Raw genomic sequence first — 17,412 nt, 5'->3', positions numbered from 1 at the left:
AAGTGCTTTGCTGTAGAAGTTTCGAATGGGGCCGATTTCTATTAGCAGGTTTAATCATGCCATTTTTGGGTATTTCGGGAATGCAGTATTCCGGCGGCTCTCTTGCTGGAGCGCGCATTCTTCTCGCTGAGGACTCGAATGTCTTTACGTCGATGATCAGCACGAAGCTGAAGGAACTCTTCGATATCGACATCGAAATCTGCAGGAATTTCGAAGAGTTGCAGTTTGCTTACGACAAGTCGTCGGAGCCGATCCGGTTGGCGATCTCCAACATCAATCTGCCGGGGGCAGAAAAGGGCGAGGCGCTGGAATATCTGATCGATCTCAGCATCCCGACGATCGTTTTCACCGGCACGTTCCAGGAAGGCATGCGCGACGAACTGATTGCGAAGGATATTGTCGACTATATTCTCAAGGACAACATCTTCGCCGTCGATCTGCTGGCCGAGTCGATCTGCCGATTCCTGACCAATCATCGTCATCACGTGCTGATCGTCGACGACAGCGCCACGGCGCGTGCGCTGCTGTCCAGCCGTCTGAAGCGCTATAATTTCCGTGTCAGCGTCGCCGAGAACGGCACAAAGGCGCTGGAGATCCTGAAAGCCAATCGCGACATCGGCCTGATGGTTACCGACTACAACATGCCGGATATTGACGGTTTCGAACTGACGCGTCGCATTCGAGCCAGTATCGGTTCGCACGAGCTGCGCATCATCGGCGTTTCATCCTCTACCAATCGGCTCCTATCGGCGCGTTTTCTCAAGGCCGGCGGCAATGATTTCATCCTGCGGCCGTTCATCGACGAAGAATTCTATTGCCGCGTGAACCAAAACCTCGACACGCTGCTGCAGATCCAATCAATGCAGCAGGTAAAGTTGAGGGCCTGACATGGAGGAAGTAGGAACCGGGTGATGTTCAGAAATACAAAATATGAGGATAATTCATCTTCTGTACAAGATTTCTGCAATCTCTGGTTCCAATTTCTTCACGAATCCTGTTCACGATGGAGTTGAGGGGCGGGCGTTCATCTCGCTCGGGATAGGCAGATGCGACCAGCGACTGCCGGGTAGTCTGGGAGGACGTGAAGGCAAATGGTGTTCCGCGTGGATTTCCTCAGCGATGGCCGTGGTCATCGCCGCGGCAGCCAGAAGATACTTCTGGTTGAAGATTCGCGCATGTTTTCTTCTGTCCTGTCCCACCGGTTCCAAACCGAACTCGGCCTCAGCGTTACCCATTGCGGCTCGCTGAAGGCGCTGAATGAAGCGCTGGCGGAGGGGCACGGCTTCACCATGGCTGTGGTCGACCTCAATCTGCCGGATGCACCCCATGGCGAGGCTCTGGATGTCGCTATCGCTCATCATATTCCGACCGTGGTTTTCACCGCGTCCTTCGACATGGACATGCGCAACCGCATCATGGAGCGCAGCATTGTCGATTATGTTCTGAAGAACAATGAATTCGCGCTCGACAATCTCGTTTCCACCGTACGGCGCGCCATCTCCAATCGCGGCACGCGGGTGCTGGTGGTAGATGATGTCCCATCGGCGCGGCGCGTGCTGGTGGAGCTTCTGGAGGCGCAGCAGTTCAAGGTGGCCGAAGCCGGCACTGGCGTCGAAGCCTTGGCAATGCTTGACGACTATGGCGACATCGAAGTGGTGGTGACCGACCATCACATGCCAGATATGGACGGTTACGAGCTGACCCGGCGTATTCGCCACCGCTACGGTTCGGATCGGATGCGGGTCGTCGGCATCTCCTCTTCGAACGACCGTCTGTTGTCGGCGATGTTCCTGAAGGCCGGCGCCAGCGATTTCATCTATCGTCCGTTTGTGGCCGAGGAGCTGCAATGCCGCATCGCCCACAATGTCGAAACGCTGATGCAGCTCAAGCAATTGCGCGCCGCCGCAGCAAGCGACTATCTGACTGGGCTCTATAACAGACGCTATTTCTACGATCACGGCCCGCGGATCGTCAACGAGTGCCTGCGCCATCATCGGCCGACCTCGGTCGCGATCCTCGACATCGATCATTTCAAGCATCTGAACGACACCTATGGCCATGAGATCGGCGACCAGGTGTTGAAGGCCGTCGCGGGCCGGCTTCATTCCCTGTTCGAAGGCAGCGAGAACCTGCTATCGCGTCTCGGCGGCGAGGAATTCGCTATCCTGTTCACCGAGATGGATTCACGCGCTGCAACGGCTCTTTGCGACGAGGTGCGCGTCAATCTCTCCAATTTGAAGGTGAATGCGGACGACGAGGAATTGTCGGTGACCGTGTCGATCGGAGTGGCCGAGATTGCGGGCCATGAGGCGTTCGAGAACTATCTCAACGCCGCGGACCAGTTTCTCTATATGGCCAAGCACAAGGGCCGCAATCAGGTCTATTCCGACGCCAAGATGACAGAGGAAGCGGCGGAATAGCCGCCTCCGTCGGCCAAGCTCAGACGACGACGCCGGTGCGGTTGCTCGACATGGTGAGCTTGCGCTCGGCGCGCTCCTGCTGTGGCGAGCGGTTGTAGAGTTCGCGATAACACTTGGAGAAGTGCGAGGCGGAAACGAAACCGCAGGCGACCGCCACTTCCACGACCGGCATAGAGGACTGCACCAGCAGGTGACGTGCACGGTCGAGCCGGATTTCCAGATAGTAGCGCGCGGGCGAGCGGCCCATTTCCTGGCGGAAGAGGCGTTCGATCTGACGGCGCGAAAGGCCGGCATCGTCGGCGATCTCCAGCAGAGACAGGGGCTCGGCGAGATTGCTTTCCATCAGCTCGATGATCGACAGCACCTTGGCATTCTGAACACCGAGGCGCGCGCGCAGCGGCAGACGCTGGCGGTCGTGCGGGCTGCGGACACGGTCGGTAAGCTGCTGCTCACAGACGCGGTTGACAAGGTTTTCGCCGAAATCCTGGCCGATCAGGTTGAGCATCATGTCGAGCGAAGCGGTACCGCCGGCGCAGGTATAGAGATTGCTGTCGACCTCATAGAGGTCGGCATAGACTTCCGCCTGGGGGAAGCTTTCGGCAAAGCCGGGGAGATTTTCCCAGTGAATGGCGCAGCGCTTGCCGTTCAGGAGGCCGGCCTGGGCCAGTACATGCGCGCCCGTACAGAGGCTGCCGACGGCAACGCCGCGATTATACGTCTCACGCAGCCAGGCATTGACCGACTTATTGTGGAACTCCTCGACATAAATGCCCGAACAGACGAGCACCATGTTGGGCCGGTTTTCACCGCCGAGATTGCGGCGCTCGTCGGCAAGCGACGAATTGACCTCGAGGCCGATGCCGCTGGAGGAATAAACCTTCTGGCCATCTGTCGAGGCCAGTCGCCACGTATAGGCGGGGTAACCGAGCATGCGGTTTGCAATCCGCAGCGTCTCGACCGCAGCGGAAAACGGCAGCATGGTAAAATGGGGAACGAGGAAGAAAACCAGGGAACGCGTCTTAATCGGAGTCTTGCTCATATCAGGAAAATCCATGCTCCACGACCATGCCGTATTCCTTGCGTCAAATGCGTCGGCTCGATGGTCCAATAGCGACATTGGCATGGAAAATAGCGGCCGCAAAGAGATATTTGTGCAAGCTCACTAAAATTGACGCTTTAAATAAAGCGGGCGAGGCGGGTAAGCAATTTCCTGAAGCAACCAAATATATATTTCGACAATAATCAAAATAAAACCAAATACGCGTTTAGATGCATAAATGTTCGAAAGGCGACACCCGGCGTGGTTGAGCGTCGCCTTCAGAATTCAAAGCATATTGCGATCATCGCTGGACCTTGGAATTTTTGGCCTCATTGATGGCCGGCCAGCCAATGTCCTTGCGTACGTCGTCCGAAAGGGACTCGAGCTCGCGCTCGGAACGCCATTGCTGCCAGCGATCGAAGATCCGCGTGATGAACGGTACAAAAGTGGCGCTCGGCGGAAGCGAGCTATGCGTCCTGCCGGTGTGTCTATAGGTTATCGTGGTCATTTCAAGGTTCCTTCGGTTCTCAGATGCCCGAAAGGTCGCGACCTTTGCGAGCCAATATGGGGTTGCTTCACCTATCAATCAAGCGAATAGATTTTATAGCTGCCATTAGCATTCTTGAACGATCGCACGTTGGCGGGCTTCCGTTCGATGGCCGAAACTATGCGATCCGGCGGTAGGCCGCGGGCGTTGACATCGTCAATCAGATGCGCCGGGAAACGCGTTGCGATGTCATCGAGCGTGTGCTGCGCGGTGCGTTGAATTTCGCGGGCGCGCATGAGGTTGAACAAGCGAGAAGCCTCGCGAAGTGCTGTGCCAGCCATGGTCTTGCTCCTTTCGGCTGCCTCTATCAATTCCGTTAGACCTAATATGGTGCTTCGTTGACATTCAGACAAATGAAATGATATGGTGCTTAAAATCAGAAAAATTGAAGGATGCCGTTATGACCGTACCGTTTCGCCGGCCCATACCGTTGCTCGACAATGAAGTTCTGCGCACCTTCGTCGCCATTGCCGAAACCGGCAATTTTTCGACCGCCGCCGATGCGGTCTATCGCACGCCGTCCGCCGTCTCGATGCAGATCAAGAAGCTGGAAGAGCAACTCGGCGTGACGCTGTTCCTGCGCGACGCGCGTTCCGTCAGCCTGACGCAGCATGGCGAAATGCTGCTTTCCTATGCCCGCAACATCCTGGCTCTATCCAACGAGGCCGTGTCGCGCTTCATCATGCCGGAGCTTAGCGGCGTCGTGCGGCTTGGCGCGCCCGACGATATCGGTGAGCGCCTGCTGCCGAGCATTTTGAGGAGTTTTTCGGAGAGTTATCCGGGCATCATGGTCGATGTTACCGTCGACATGAGTCTTCAGTTGAAGAAGCGCATCGAGGAGCAGCGGCTGGATTTGGCCCTGATCAACTGCGCGACGCGGCCTTTCCCGACCGATGGTGAGGTTATATATACCGAGCGCTTGGTCTGGGCCGGCGCAAAATGCGGTACGGCTTACCGCCGCGATCCATTGCCGATCTCGATTTGGGAAGACGGCTGCATCTGGCGATCGGAAGCCTTGGCGCAACTAGAGCGGCACAAGCGGCCATATCGTGTTTCCTACCTCAGCGCACATACGATGGCGCAGCGCGCCGCCGTGGTTTCGGACTTGGCGGTGGCGCCGTTCCCGCGCTCCTACGTCACGGAGGACATGGAAATCCTTGGGCAGAATGAGGGGCTGCCGGAACTCACATCCTTCGACATTCGCCTGCTGACGGCATCGCAGATGACAGGGCCGATGAAGGCGGTGGCCGACAGCATCCGGCAGGCGTTCATAGAGATCGGGCGGAAAATGGCCGCATAACCACTGCCGGTCGCGTATTACTCGCGGCTGCGGCGGCGTCTGCGGCCGCCGCCTTCGCCGCTCGCATCATCAGCAAGTTGCTTGCGTTCCGGCAATGTCACGACCTTCGACAGTTCCGGGAAGGCGTCGACCTTGTTCGGCAGGGCCATGGCGTGAACGAAATGCTCCTGAAACTTTGATTCAAGCGCCGTCTCTATCTTCTCGATCTTGCTGACGGTTTCCTCGATTTCGCGGCGGTGGCCGCGGTTGAGGAGCGCCATGCGCGCGCCCGTGCCGGCGGCGTTGCCGACTGCCTTCACCTTGTCGAGGACGCAGTCCGGGATCAGGCCGAGCACCATGGCGTATTTCGGGTCGATGAAGGTGCCGAAGGCGCCGGCAAGGCCGATGCGGTCGACATGGTCGACGCCCTGCTTGTCCATCAGCAGCTTGACGCCGGCATAAAGGGCGGCCTTGGCGAGCTGAATGGCGCGGATATCGTTCTGCGTCACTGTGATGCGGGGTTCGCCGTCGCGCACGAGATAGGAGAAGGTGCGGCCGTTCTGCAGGATGCGCGGCGAGCGTGCCATCATGCTGCCGTCGACGACGCCATCTTCGGAGATGATGCCGGTCAGGAACATCTCGGCGACCACCTCGATGATGGCCGAGCCGCAAATGCCGGTGACCCCGACTGTGGCCGCGGCCTCCGCAAAACCGGGTTCGTCCGACCATGGTTCGATGCCGATGACACGGTAGCGCGGCTCCAGCGTGATGGGATCGATCCGAACGCGCTCGATGGCGCCGGGAGCGGCGCGTTGGCCGCTGGAAATCTCGGCGCCTTCGAAGGCTGGGCCGGTCGGTGAGGAGGCTGCGACGACACGATTGCTATTGCCGAGCACGATTTCAGCGTTCGTGCCGATATCGACCAGCAGCATCATTTCGTCCTGCCGGTGCGGCCCTTCGGCCAGCGTTGCCGCGGCAGCATCGGCGCCAACATGGCCGGCGATGCAGGGCAACATATAGATGCGTGTGCCGGCATTCATCGGCAGGCCGACGTCAGTCGCGGTCAGATGCACGGCGCCGGAGACGGCGAGGGCGAAGGGCGCGCCGCCGAGCTCAGTCGGATCGATGCCGAGGAAAAGATGGTGCATGATCGGATTGCCGACGAAGACGGCGTCCAGAATGTCCTGGCGCGATACGCCGCCATCGGCGCAGACTTTGTCGATCAGTCCGTTCAGCGCTTCGCGCACGGCGTTGGTCATGGCGCCGCGCCCGTCCGGATTCATCATCACATACGAAACGCGGCTCATAAGATCTTCGCCAAAGCGGATCTGCGGGTTGGACGCGCCCGCGGATGCCACCGTTCGGCCCGACAACAGCGAAGAGAGATGCATGGCGATCGTCGTCGAGCCGATGTCGCAGGCAATCCCGTAGGCTTCATTCTTCAGGCCTGGATAAAGCGCGATCAGGCGCGGATGGTCGCCCTCCTGATCCCGGTGGACCGCGGCCGTAACCTTCCACTCGCCCTTGCGCAGAATCGATTGCAGCTGCGGGATGATATGGAAATCGACTTCGAGATTGTCGTATTTCCAGTCGGCGGCCAATGCGGCTTTCAGCCGGTCGAGATCGCCGGATGGTTTGTGCATGTCCGGTTCTTCGACCTCGACGTAGCACATATGCACGGCCGTATCGCGGGCGATGACGCGTTCGTCGGCGGCCTTGCGGACCACCTGCGCGTTGATCACCGTATCCTGCGGTACGTCTATGACCAGATCGCCCTGGATCAGGGCCGAACAGGAGAGGCGGCGCCCATCCGGCAAGTCGCGGACTTCGGCGTAGCGCCTTTCCTTGGGGCCGATCGGCGAAAGATGGTCGTTGGCGGAGACGATCTTATGTTTGGCGAAATTGCCTTCCTGCACGGACACCTGGCAGCGTCCGCATGTCGCGCGGCCGCCGCAGACGCTCTCGACATAGACACCAAGCTGCCGTGCTGCCTCCAGCACCGGTGTGCCGACCGCAAAACGGCCACGCTTGCCGGAGGGCATGAAGAGAACGAGGGGATTCGTGCTGTCGCTGGCTTGGGCCACGGATCAGTCTTTCTGTCTGGTGAGGCGGCGCACGTTCGAGCGAACGCGCGCGCTGTAAGGCTTGACGGCGGCTTGGGCCACCGCATCGGCAGCGCGACGCGATGAGGCGCTGCCGCCCTTTGCCATTGCTGTTATCGCCATGACGCTCTGTTGGGTGATGGCTATGTTGGCGGCGACGGCGCTTTCCGCCGCCGCCATCATCTTTTCCGAGATCATCCGGTTGAATTCCGCGGTGTTCAAAGTACCGCCGGTCATCGCTGCCATCCATATTTGCTGCGTGCGCATTGCAATTACGATGGGCGCCTGGAGCCACAACGTCGCAAGATCGTTGGAAAGCCGGCTGCTCGGATACATCGTTATTCCCTCGCTGCGCTTGCCCCAGCGCGGGCCGCGCGTCCACCACGCCGACCGCCGCCCGCTGCCGGCGCCGCCGTGGCGGCTGCTGCCGCGCCACCCTCTGCCGGCTTATAGTCGCGATAGGTCATGATCCAGTTGGTGCAATTCGCGTCGGTGCCGTTCAGCACGTTGGCGGCGCGCACGGCTTCCATTTCCTGCGGGCGGCACGGATTCATGATCGCCGAGGTCATGCCAGCACCGATCACCATCGGGATGAAGCCGGCGTTGATGCCATGGCGGTGCGGCAGGCCGAAGGATATGTTGGAGAGGCCGCAGGTGGTGTTGACCTTCAGCTCGTTGCGCAGGCGGTGCAGCAGGGCGAAGACCTGACGGCCGGCGTCGCCCAGTGCGCCGATCGGCATAACGAGCGGATCGACGACGATGTCATGCGGCTTGATGCCGTGATCCATGGCGCGTTCGACGATCTTCTTGGCGACGGCGAAGCGAACATCGGGGTCCATGGAAATGCCGGTCTCGTCATTGGAAATGGCGACGACGGGCACGTCGTACTTTTTCACCAGCGGCAGGATGGCCTCGAGCTTCTCTTCCTCGCCGGTGACGGAGTTGACCAGCGGCCGGCCCTTGGCGACCTTCAGCGCCGCCTCGATAGCGGCCGTCACCGAGCTGTCGATCGACAGCGGCACGTCGACGAGGCCCTGGACGATTTCCAGCGTCTGCACCAGCAGGCCCGGCTCGGTCTCGTTTGGGTTGACCGAGGTGACGCCAGCGTTGACGTCCAGCATGGTTGCGCCGGCGGCCACCTGTTCCAGCGCGTCCTTGATGACCGTATCGAAATTGCCTTCGATCATCTCGGCGGCCAGCTTTTTGCGCCCCGTCGGGTTGATGCGTTCGCCAATCACGCAAAAGGGTTGGTCGAAACCGATGATGATTTCGCGAGTGGCTGAAGCAACGATGGTGCGCGTCATGTCTGATCCTTTGGTCAGTTGGCCCGATAGGGGTGGTCTATCGTGCGATGATTTCGGTTACAAGCCAGGCCGGCTCCTCCGCGGGCCTGTTGCGAATATTCTGGTTCAATGCGTCTGGTGCGGCGGATGATGGGCGGCGGCTTCCGCCATTTGCTGCTGGTTCTCCTCCATGCCGCCGCGGATATGCTCCAGTCGCTCGGCAACGAGCGCATCGGTGCGGCTCGCCTCGTGCTTCCAAGGCTGGCGACCTTTCAGGACGCCCGATTCATGCACCATCTCGGCGACATATTCTTCCTGGCGATAGGCCATGACGTGGATGCCGGAAACGCCCGCGATCTCCTTCACCTCGTTGATGATGTCGATGCAGAGCTGCTTGCCTTCCTTCTTCTGATCCTGAGCACCTTCGAGGCGCTTGATCACGGCGTCCGGAATATGCACGCCCGGCACGTTCGAGCGCATCCAGCGCGCGGTTTTGGCGGAAGCCAGTGGTCCGACACCGACGAGGATGAAGCATTTCTCATCCAGACCGAGATCCCTGACCTTTTTCATATAGTCGCGGAACATCGGCACGTCGTAGCAATACTGGCTTTGAACAAACTGCGCGCCGGCCTCGATTTTCTTCGCCAGGCGATAGGGCCGAAAGTCGTAGGGCGGCGCAAAGGGATTGATAGCTGCGCCGAGAAAGACTTTCGGCGGAGACGTCAGCTTACGGCCTGAGAGGAACTTGGCGTTGTCGCGCATGAGGCGCACGGTTTCGAGCAGCGACATGCAGTCGAGATCGAAAACCGGTTTGGCGCCCGGCTGGTCGCCGGCCTGAACGCCGTCGCCGGTCAGGCACATGATGTTGCAGACGCCCATGGCGGCAGCGCCCAGCACGTCGCCTTGAATGGCAATGCGGTTCTTGTCGCGGCAGGCGATCTGCATGATCGGCGCATAGCCCATGCGCGTCAGCAGCGCGCAGATGCCAACCGATGACATGTGGCAATTGGCGCCGGAGGCATCGACGGCGTTGATGCCGTCCACCCAGCCATCGAAGATCGAGGCGCGTTCGTAAACGTCTTCGGGGTTGGCGCTGTCGGGCGGGTTCAGCTCTGCCGTGACGGCGAACTCGCCGCGACGCAACACGCGCTCCAGTCGCCCAAGCGAGGAATGGCCGGGCAGGGGATCGAGCGGCAGATGCGCGCCAAGCGGATTCTCATCAATATGCGCCATCGATCAGGCTTCCTTCTTCGTCGCTTCGCGCGCTGCCGCAGCTTCCGCCGTCACGCGCAGCCACGAGGATGTTTCGCGCAGCGACTGGTTCACCGGCTTCTGCACATTCAAGATCGCGTCGCCATTGACCATGTTGCGCGAGCCGTTCCAGGCCTGCACCCAGACGCAGGGCATGTCGGGCTCGACTTCGCAATTGCCATTGGCGCGCACGCCGCCGCAAGGTCCGTTGCGCAACTGCTTCGGACAGTTCATCGGACAGGACATGCCGGTCGACGACAATGCGCATTGGCCGCACATACGGCAATCGAAGAGAAAACCCTTCACATTGCGCTCGATCACGGTGATCGGCCGTTCGACGCGCCCATAGCCGATCGCCTTCCAGAGCGGATGCAGCAGGAGGAAGGCGTCGGCGAAGCGATGATAAAACCACTCGAGGAAGCGCGAATGGCGCACGGCCCAGAGACGGACGGTGTATTTGCGACGGGCGCGGCGGTTCGGCGAAACACCTGATGGCGTATAGGCGCCGCTGGCTGCCTTTGCACCCGCTGCGGCATTGCCGGGTTTCTGGACAGCATCAGCCATTGTCACGGCCTCCGGCCTTCACCAATGCCACCAGGCGCTCGCGATCATAGGCGGCTTCGAGTTCGCTTGCGGCGCTGTCTGCCTCTGCCTCCAGATCGTCGGAAACCGGCACGGGATCGGCCTTGCGCCATTCGGCCAGATAATCGTCGGTCTCGGCGGCGCCGGTGCGCATGGCGCACATGTCGATCGCTTCAGTGAAGCGCAGTGACAATTCACGCTTCGCCGTTTGCCGTCCTTTCTTGATGATGACCTGGGCAGGAATGTCCCGCCAGTAGACGACAATGCGATCTGCCATGCAAAATTCTCCTCTTTGTACAAGAATGCACGTCCGCCGGTCTGGGGACTGCGCTTGCGGCGACGCGGCCCATGCCAAAAAACGACGCGGTGTCGAAACCGCCTCCTCAACCGCAACCTCTAGTCACCTATAAGTGACATCGTCTTGTTTTTCGGTGGAATTCGGGGCTTTCAGCATGGCCGCGTCCAGGGGCGGCCGCAAGTGGGCAGGTTGAAAACAATGTCGTAATCAGACCGCCAGCAATTCGCGGGCGAGATCGCCATAGCCTGTGAAGCGGTATTCGTAGTCGAGGCCGAGATAGGCTGCCGCCGCCTTCGCCTTTTCCTGCAGCGCCGGATCCTCTTCCTGCGAGAGATAGACGACCTTCCGGTAATTGCCGAAATACATTTCCTTCAGCTCCGGATGGCGGTCGAGACCGAGCGGCACTATGACGAAGGCTTCGAACTGGCGGGCCAAAAAATCGGTGAGGAAAAACGAAGTGATATCGTCGTCGCGGGCTGCAAAAGCGTCGTTGCCGCTGAAGAAGGAATAGCAGTGCGGGCCGGAGAGGCGCTCGATACCTTCGCGCTCGCAGATCCTGTCGATATCGCCACCCGTGCCGCAATCGGCATAGCCGATGAAAATCTTCTCGAAGCCGCGCGAGCGGGCATCGGCAATCGCGTCTTTAAGCGCGGGCGCGATCTTCTGTGGATAGGAGTGATAGATGGCGGGAAGACAGTGCAGGTCGATATGATCGAGGCTATTAATTCTGGCGATCGCCAATATTTCGCGCGCGATTGCACCGCACGCGATCACATGAACCTTTTGAGCGATTGTGCGTTTATCTCGCGGAGTCGTTGTCTCCGCCTTTTGTCGATCAATATCCATTTCCGAAAGGGCTTCCGATCATGACTACACCGACACTGACCAAAATCGCCGCCGCCTGCGCGATCCTCATGGCGCTCGCTTCATGCGCCAACACAATTCGCGGCATGGGCAGAGATACCGCCAACGCCGTCAACGCGACCCAGGATGCCGGCCATAAGGTCAAGAAGGCGGCTCAATAACTGATTTGGTGTGCCGATCGGCCGGCGGCAACCCTGTGGATGCCGCCGCCTTGGCATTCGTGATTAGGCGCTGGCAGCGTGGCTGTTGTGCTTGCGCTTCATAAAGTCCTTGGCGGTTTCGACCGCGACGGCCGCGTCACGGCAGTAGGCATCGGCACCGACAGCCTTGCCGAACTCTTCGTTCAACGGCGCACCGCCGACGAGGACCACGTAATCGTCCCGCATGCCCTTTTCCTTGAGCGTGTCGATGACAACCTTCATGTAGGGCATCGTCGTCGTCAGCAGCGCCGACATGCCGAGAATATCAGGCTGTTCACGCTCGATGGCGTCGAGATAGTTTTCGACCGGATTGTTGATGCCGAGGTCGATGACATCGAAACCAGCGCCTTCCATCATCATGCCGACGAGGTTCTTGCCGATGTCGTGAATGTCGCCCTTGACGGTGCCGATCACCATCTTGCCGAGCTTCGGCGCACCGGTCTCGGCCAGAAGCGGCCGCAGGATCGACATGCCGGCCTTCATCGCATTGGCGGAAAGCAGCACTTCGGGAACGAAGAGAATGCCATCGCGAAAGTCGATGCCGACGATGCGCATGCCTTCGACAAGCGCCTGGGTCAGGATATCGTAAGGCGTCCAGCCACGTTCGAGGAGGATATTGGTCGCTTCCTCGATTTCCTCCTTCAGTCCGTCATAGAGGTCATCGTGCATCTGCTGCACGAGTTCCTCGTCCGAAAGTTCCGCGAGAATGATTTCATCGTCAGACATGCGCTCCATCCCGTTTTCGTGCGATGCATCAGGGGTTTGTATAAAACACTGCTATCATTACCGATAGACCCGAAGCCTAACAAAACCCTTTTCGAAAGCGACGTAGTGCAGATAAATCGCGACGGATGGACATGAAGCAATTTCGCCCCACCCATGTCTGTCCTATGCTAGTCGCTGGCGCATAAAGGAATGTCCGTGCGACGGAATCGGGTAGCATGGGGCAATGTACAGACGCATTCATGCGCAAGAGTGAGGAAGCATCATGGACGATATGATTGAGCAACCGGCCGCAGGCGGCGATGGTGGCGGACGGCGTTCGCGCGGCGAGGGAAGAGGTGCGGCCGCGCGGCGCGCATCGCGCAGCGGCGGCGGGCCAGGTCCGTCGCTTCCATATATTACCCGCAAGATCGGCGTCTACGAAGTATTGGACGAAGAGGGCCTGCAGCTTATCGAGCGCAATGCCGATAAGGTGCTCGAGGAAATCGGCATTGAGTTTCGCGACGATGCGGAAGCGTTGGCGCTCTGGAAGGAAGCCGGCGCCGACGTCAAGGGGCAGCGGGTCCATTTCCCCAAGGGGCTTTGCCGCGAACTCTTGAAGACCGCGCCGAAGGAGTTCACCTGGAACGCGCGCAACAGCGCCCGCAACGCCCATGTCGGCGGCAAGGGGACGATCTTCGCGCCGGTCTACGGACCGCCCTTCGTCCGCGATCTCGAAGGCAATCGCCGTTACGCGACGATCGAGGATTTCCGCAATTTCGTGAAGCTCGCCTATATGGCGCCGTCGATCCATTCGTCGGGCGGCACGGTCTGCGAGCCGGTCGACATTCCCGTCAACAAGCGCCATCTCGATATGGTCTACAGCCATATCAAATATTCCGACAAGCCGTTCATGGGCTCGGTCACTGCGCCGGAACGCGCCGAAGACACAGTCGCCATGGCGAAGATCGTCTTCGGCGATGATTTCGTCGAAAACAATTGCGTCACGCTGAACCTGATCAACGCGAACTCACCGATGGTGTTCGACGAGACCATGCTCGGCGCATTGAAGGTCTATGCACGGCACAACCAGGCCTCCGTCGTTTCGCCCTTCATCCTCTCCGGAGCGATGAGCCCGGTGACGGTTGCCGGCACGCTGACGCAGATCCTGGCCGAAGTTCTGGCCGGCGCTTCCTTCACGCAATTGATCCGTAAGGGATCGCCGGTGCTCTACGGCACCTTCGCTGCGTCCATCTCCATGCAGTCGGGCGCGCCGACCTTCGGCACGCCGGAACCATCGCTGGTTTCCTACGGTTCGGCCCAGCTTGCCCGCCGTCTCGGCCTGCCGTTCCGTACCGGCGGTTCGCTCTGCGCCTCCAAGGTGCCGGATGCGCAGGCGGCGCATGAATCGGCCAACACGCTGAACATGACGCTGCTTGCCGGCACGAATTTCGTGCTGCATGCCGCCGGCTGGCTCGAAGGCGGCCTCGTCTCGTCCTACGAGAAGTTCATGATCGACCAGGACCAGCTCGGCATGATGCAGAAAATGGCCGAGGGCGTCGATCTTTCGGAAAACGGCCAGGCGCTGGATGCGATCCGCGAAGTCGGCCCCGGCAGCCACTATCTCGGCTGCGGCCATACGCAGGCCAACTTCCAGACGGCCTTCTACCGTTCGGCGCTGGCCGACAACAACTCATTCGAGCAGTGGGAAATCGAGGGCCAGAAGCGTGTCGAGGAACGCGCCAACGCGCTTTGCCGCTCCTGGCTCGACCACTACGAAGCACCGCCGCTGGATCCTGCGATCGATGAGGCGCTGCTGGCCTACATCCAGAAGCGTAAGGATTCGATGCCGGACGCTTTCACCTGAAGAGAGCCCGAGGCCGCCAGGGAGCAAGGCGGCGCGGTACGCGTCGCCGATCTGATTCAGAAAGAGGTCTGGCGGCCGCACTATCAATATAAGGGGCCGCGATGAGCGGCGGCTCCGTCATGGTTGATGAACTCCGTGCGGCGCTTGCTCCGCACGGAGTTTTTGTTCGCGGGACGGTTACCTTCGGCGAAGGTGAGGGGCCGCTACTAGCCGATGGGATGCCGGCGAGGAGCGTGATCCTGCTCGGCAATATCGGCGGCTCGATCTGGGAGCCGTTTTCCCGGTGGCGGCAATCGTCCGAAAGTGCCGACCGCAACGATCCGCTGGACGAGTGGTCGAAGGCAGTCATACGGCCTATCGCCGCAGCATTCGAGGCGACAGCCTATTTCCCCTCCGATCCGCCGTGGCAGCCCTTTCAGCGATGGGCAATGCAGGCGGAGGGCTTGAAGGCATCGCCGCTCGGCATCCTGATCCATCCGGACTATGGCCTATGGCACGGCTATCGCGGTGCGCTCGGGTTTGCCTCTGTGATTGAAGGGGCAGGGATGGCCGTTACGCATCCCTGCGACCATTGTGCCGAAAAGCCGTGCCTGACCGCCTGTCCCGTCGACGCCGTTGCGTCCACCGGCTTCGATGTTGCGGCCTGTCGGTCGCATCTCCGCACGGACACAGGGAAAACCGGCTGCATGGCAGGTGGTTGCCTGGCGCGCAATGCCTGTCCGGTGGGCTCGGCCTACCGCTATTCGCAGGCGCAGCGCGCCTTTCACATGGCGGCACTTAAGCCCTAAAAAGACGAGCAATTTCCTTCTTTTGCCGCATTTCCGTTGCGCTCTAATGTTTGAGAAATTCGCTGCGGAGTTGTGCGCTTGATCCGATTGCTGATAGCCCTTGCCCTGCTCGCCTGCGCCACCACGGCTTTTGCCGATGAGGCCTGCCGCAAGGTCCTGCATCTCGGCGACAGCTACACGGTCTGCACCTTCGATCCTTCAATCGACGGCATCCGGCTCTATCAGAACGACCGTAGCGGCAAGCCCTATGGTTCGTTCCGGGCGCTGGAAGACGATCTGCGCCAGGACCGCATCTATGTTCGATTTGCCATGAATGGCGGCATGTACCGGGACGATCAGTCGCCGGTGGGCCTCTATATCGAAGAAGGTAGGCAGCAGAGAGCGATCAACGTCAACAAGGGATGGGGCAATTTTCATCTGCTGCCGAACGGCGTGTTCTACATTCAGCCGGGCCATGCCGGCATCATGGAGAGCAAGGCCTTCGTGGCTTCCGGCATCAAGCCGTTCTACGCAACGCAATCCGGCCCGATGCTCGTGATCGACGGCAAGCTGCATCCGTCGTTCCTGGCAGACAGCACCAGTTTCAAGACACGCAACGGCGTCGGCGTTTCGGCGGACGGTAAGGTGATCTTCGCCGTGTCCGACGGCGCCGTCCGCTTCCACGATTTCGCGACCTTGTTCCGTGACGATCTCGGCTGCGCCAATGCTCTCTTCCTCGACGGCAGCATCTCCAGCCTCGATATACCGGAATGGCAGAGACGGGACGAATTATTCCCGCTCGGCCCGATTATCGCGGTCACGGCGTTGCTGCCGGACTGAGGAAGCCTCAAACGAACTGTTCGATATAGGTGAGAATATCGAACAACCCATCCTTGGGACCGGGATTGGCCGGAAAGTTCTGGGTGAAGCGAAGGAAAGCCCTTGGCTTGTCGGACCTATCGAGTTGCGGAGCTTCCCGGCTTAAGCGTTCCCGGATCGATGGCGGCAGAAGATTGATCGTCGTGTCGTCGACGATCGGCTCGACAATCACTGGTTCGCCATTGAATGCGATTGCTTCCGTTGCGGCGGTCGCGATGCCGGCGAGCTTGCGGATCTGATCGTAGGATTCCGGCGGCAGCGGCGCGGGGTGATAGGCCGCCATGCGATGATACATGATGTAAGCCTCGACCCAATTTTGCGCGTTGACATGCAGGCGCATCGCAACCGCCTGACGCTGTAGCATGAATTGCGTGATGCGCTGCATCAGGGACGTCCGGTACTCGGCGGGAAGCCGGCCGTCGCGAAGGGCTTGCGAGGCAAGATATTCCAGGCCGCCCCTATAGCTATCCCATTGGAACATGCATTCCTTGTTGCCCTGCTGCAGGCGCGGGTCATCGGAAACTGCCGTCACGCGCGCGAAGGGTTCCGGCATAAAGAGGATGTCGGCCTTGTCGAGCGCGCGGGTCGTATAGAGAAATGCCCAGAAGATGAAGGGCGTCGGGCTGGAGATGGCCTTGGCCAGAACATCGCGCCTGATGATCATGAACTCTGGGAAGACGTGCCGCTCCAGAATGAATTCCAGCATCGAATGGAAATCGCCCTTCGCGTGACGCGTCGGGTAGGGCAGGTGATAGAAGGGTTGCATGTCACCGCCGCTCGGCCGTCCATCGACGAGCATCCACGGCGCCTGCACCATGCCGATCCGCTGGTCGTCCGTCATCAAGCGGATATATTCGACGACTTTTTCCGGAATGAGCAGGTCATCGTCCCCAAGGAAAACCGCGTATTGGCCGCGGGCGCGCTGCATGGCGAAGGCATAGTTGCTGAGAAAACCGGCATTGCTTGCGCGCCGGTAGGCATTGATTTCCGGATGATGCGAGATGGATTGCACATACGCAGCGGTATTGTCGGTGGAGCAGTCGTCGACGATCACGATCTCGAAGGAAATGCCGAGCCGGCGAAAGGCCTCCAGGTGGAAGCTTACATTGCGCTCAAGCATGAACTGCCGATTGTAGGTCGGAACGCAGATCGAAAGGACGGGGGATTCAATAGAGGACATCGACTTCTCCAGGGGCATCGGCGCGATTCGGAGCGCAAGCTTCGCCGTTGGATAGGAGAGATTGCTTTCGTGGGGCTGTCCTTGTCCGCCCTTGACCCCCTTAAGCCGTGCCGCACGGGGCATCGATCCAACCACGACATCTCTCAGACAGC

General features: G+C 59.9%; 19 protein-coding genes. 7 read left to right on the top strand and 12 right to left on the bottom strand.

The window, feature by feature from the left end:
- Positions 1–56: 56 nt before the first annotated feature.
- Entirely contained in the window at positions 57–887 is an 831-nt protein-coding gene (locus PH547_RS03165; RefSeq protein WP_104823409.1) for a response regulator, read from the top strand.
- Positions 888–1,091: 204 nt separating this feature from the next.
- Positions 1,092–2,420, top strand: a complete 1,329-nt coding sequence (locus tag PH547_RS03160) for a diguanylate cyclase (RefSeq protein ID WP_104823408.1) — start codon at positions 1,092–1,094, stop codon at positions 2,418–2,420.
- 19 nt (positions 2,421–2,439) lie between these two features.
- Here the strand turns inward: PH547_RS03160 and PH547_RS03155 are convergent, their stop codons facing one another.
- The 3 genes from PH547_RS03155 to PH547_RS03145 form a co-directional block, all read right to left on the bottom strand.
- The gene (locus PH547_RS03155; RefSeq protein ID WP_348632693.1) at positions 2,440–3,459 is read right to left on the bottom strand and encodes a GlxA family transcriptional regulator; all 1,020 of its coding nucleotides are present in this window, start codon (positions 3,457–3,459) and stop codon (positions 2,440–2,442) included.
- Between the two features lie 301 nt (positions 3,460–3,760).
- Entirely contained in the window at positions 3,761–3,967 is a 207-nt protein-coding gene (locus PH547_RS03150) for a DUF1127 domain-containing protein (RefSeq protein ID WP_104823406.1), read from the bottom strand.
- A gap of 74 nt (positions 3,968–4,041) precedes the next feature.
- A complete protein-coding gene (locus PH547_RS03145; RefSeq protein WP_104823405.1) occupies positions 4,042–4,287 on the bottom strand; it encodes a hypothetical protein in 246 nt (81 codons plus the stop codon).
- Between the two features lie 77 nt (positions 4,288–4,364).
- Between PH547_RS03145 and PH547_RS03140 the strand changes: the two genes are divergently transcribed.
- Positions 4,365–5,306, top strand: a complete 942-nt coding sequence (locus PH547_RS03140; RefSeq protein WP_199773475.1) for a LysR family transcriptional regulator — start codon at positions 4,365–4,367, stop codon at positions 5,304–5,306.
- Positions 5,307–5,323: 17 nt separating this feature from the next.
- Here the strand turns inward: PH547_RS03140 and PH547_RS03135 are convergent, their stop codons facing one another.
- The 7 genes from PH547_RS03135 to PH547_RS03105 all read right to left on the bottom strand — a co-directional run bounded on the left by PH547_RS03135 (position 5,324) and on the right by PH547_RS03105 (position 11,647).
- Positions 5,324–7,327, bottom strand: a complete 2,004-nt coding sequence (locus tag PH547_RS03135) for an ASKHA domain-containing protein (RefSeq protein ID WP_285167496.1) — start codon at positions 7,325–7,327, stop codon at positions 5,324–5,326.
- A gap of 45 nt (positions 7,328–7,372) precedes the next feature.
- On the bottom strand, positions 7,373–7,633 hold the full coding sequence (locus PH547_RS03130) for a hypothetical protein (protein WP_245463841.1): 261 nt from the start codon (positions 7,631–7,633) through the stop codon (positions 7,373–7,375).
- A 92-nt stretch (positions 7,634–7,725) separates the two neighbouring features.
- Positions 7,726–8,691: a methyltetrahydrofolate cobalamin methyltransferase gene (locus PH547_RS03125; RefSeq protein WP_104823402.1), complete on the bottom strand. Its 966-nt coding sequence runs from the start codon at positions 8,689–8,691 to the stop codon at positions 7,726–7,728.
- 105 nt (positions 8,692–8,796) lie between these two features.
- Positions 8,797–9,903, bottom strand: a complete 1,107-nt coding sequence (locus PH547_RS03120; RefSeq protein ID WP_285167365.1) for a methylenetetrahydrofolate reductase — start codon at positions 9,901–9,903, stop codon at positions 8,797–8,799.
- 3 nt (positions 9,904–9,906) lie between these two features.
- Positions 9,907–10,485, bottom strand: a complete 579-nt coding sequence (locus PH547_RS03115; protein ID WP_104823400.1) for a methylenetetrahydrofolate reductase C-terminal domain-containing protein — start codon at positions 10,483–10,485, stop codon at positions 9,907–9,909.
- Positions 10,478–10,780: a virulence factor gene (locus tag PH547_RS03110; protein WP_104823399.1), complete on the bottom strand. Its 303-nt coding sequence runs from the start codon at positions 10,778–10,780 to the stop codon at positions 10,478–10,480. Before PH547_RS03110 ends, PH547_RS03115 begins: the two co-directional genes overlap by 8 nt.
- Positions 10,781–11,008: 228 nt before the next feature.
- Positions 11,009–11,647 (bottom strand): DUF1638 domain-containing protein, encoded by a 639-nt coding sequence (locus PH547_RS03105; RefSeq protein WP_285167364.1) that lies wholly within the window; start codon positions 11,645–11,647, stop codon positions 11,009–11,011.
- 20 nt (positions 11,648–11,667) lie between these two features.
- Between PH547_RS03105 and PH547_RS03100 the strand changes: the two genes are divergently transcribed.
- A complete protein-coding gene (locus PH547_RS03100) occupies positions 11,668–11,826 on the top strand; it encodes an entericidin domain-containing protein (protein ID WP_283050846.1) in 159 nt (52 codons plus the stop codon).
- A gap of 63 nt (positions 11,827–11,889) precedes the next feature.
- Here PH547_RS03100 and PH547_RS03095 read toward each other — a convergent pair whose 3' ends face one another.
- Positions 11,890–12,591: a corrinoid protein gene (locus PH547_RS03095; protein ID WP_104825124.1), complete on the bottom strand. Its 702-nt coding sequence runs from the start codon at positions 12,589–12,591 to the stop codon at positions 11,890–11,892.
- A 262-nt stretch (positions 12,592–12,853) separates the two neighbouring features.
- Between PH547_RS03095 and PH547_RS03090 the strand changes: the two genes are divergently transcribed.
- The 3 genes from PH547_RS03090 to PH547_RS03080 all read left to right on the top strand — a co-directional run bounded on the left by PH547_RS03090 (position 12,854) and on the right by PH547_RS03080 (position 16,041).
- On the top strand, positions 12,854–14,434 hold the full coding sequence (locus PH547_RS03090) for a trimethylamine methyltransferase family protein (protein WP_104823396.1): 1,581 nt from the start codon (positions 12,854–12,856) through the stop codon (positions 14,432–14,434).
- Positions 14,435–14,553: 119 nt separating this feature from the next.
- Positions 14,554–15,222: a ferredoxin gene (locus PH547_RS03085; RefSeq protein WP_483315528.1), complete on the top strand. Its 669-nt coding sequence runs from the start codon at positions 14,554–14,556 to the stop codon at positions 15,220–15,222.
- Positions 15,223–15,300: 78 nt separating this feature from the next.
- Positions 15,301–16,041, top strand: a complete 741-nt coding sequence (locus tag PH547_RS03080) for a phosphodiester glycosidase family protein (RefSeq protein WP_457898960.1) — start codon at positions 15,301–15,303, stop codon at positions 16,039–16,041.
- A gap of 7 nt (positions 16,042–16,048) precedes the next feature.
- On the opposite strand, the gene PH547_RS03075 is transcribed toward PH547_RS03080, so the two are convergent.
- The gene (locus PH547_RS03075) at positions 16,049–17,260 is read right to left on the bottom strand and encodes a glycosyltransferase family 2 protein (RefSeq protein ID WP_158704461.1); all 1,212 of its coding nucleotides are present in this window, start codon (positions 17,258–17,260) and stop codon (positions 16,049–16,051) included.
- Positions 17,261–17,412 lie beyond the last annotated feature (152 nt).

It is taken from the genome of Rhizobium cerradonense (assembly GCF_030182455.1).
Lineage (GTDB): Bacteria > Pseudomonadota > Alphaproteobacteria > Rhizobiales > Rhizobiaceae > Rhizobium.
This window is presented reverse-complemented; position numbering and strand designations above follow the sequence as displayed.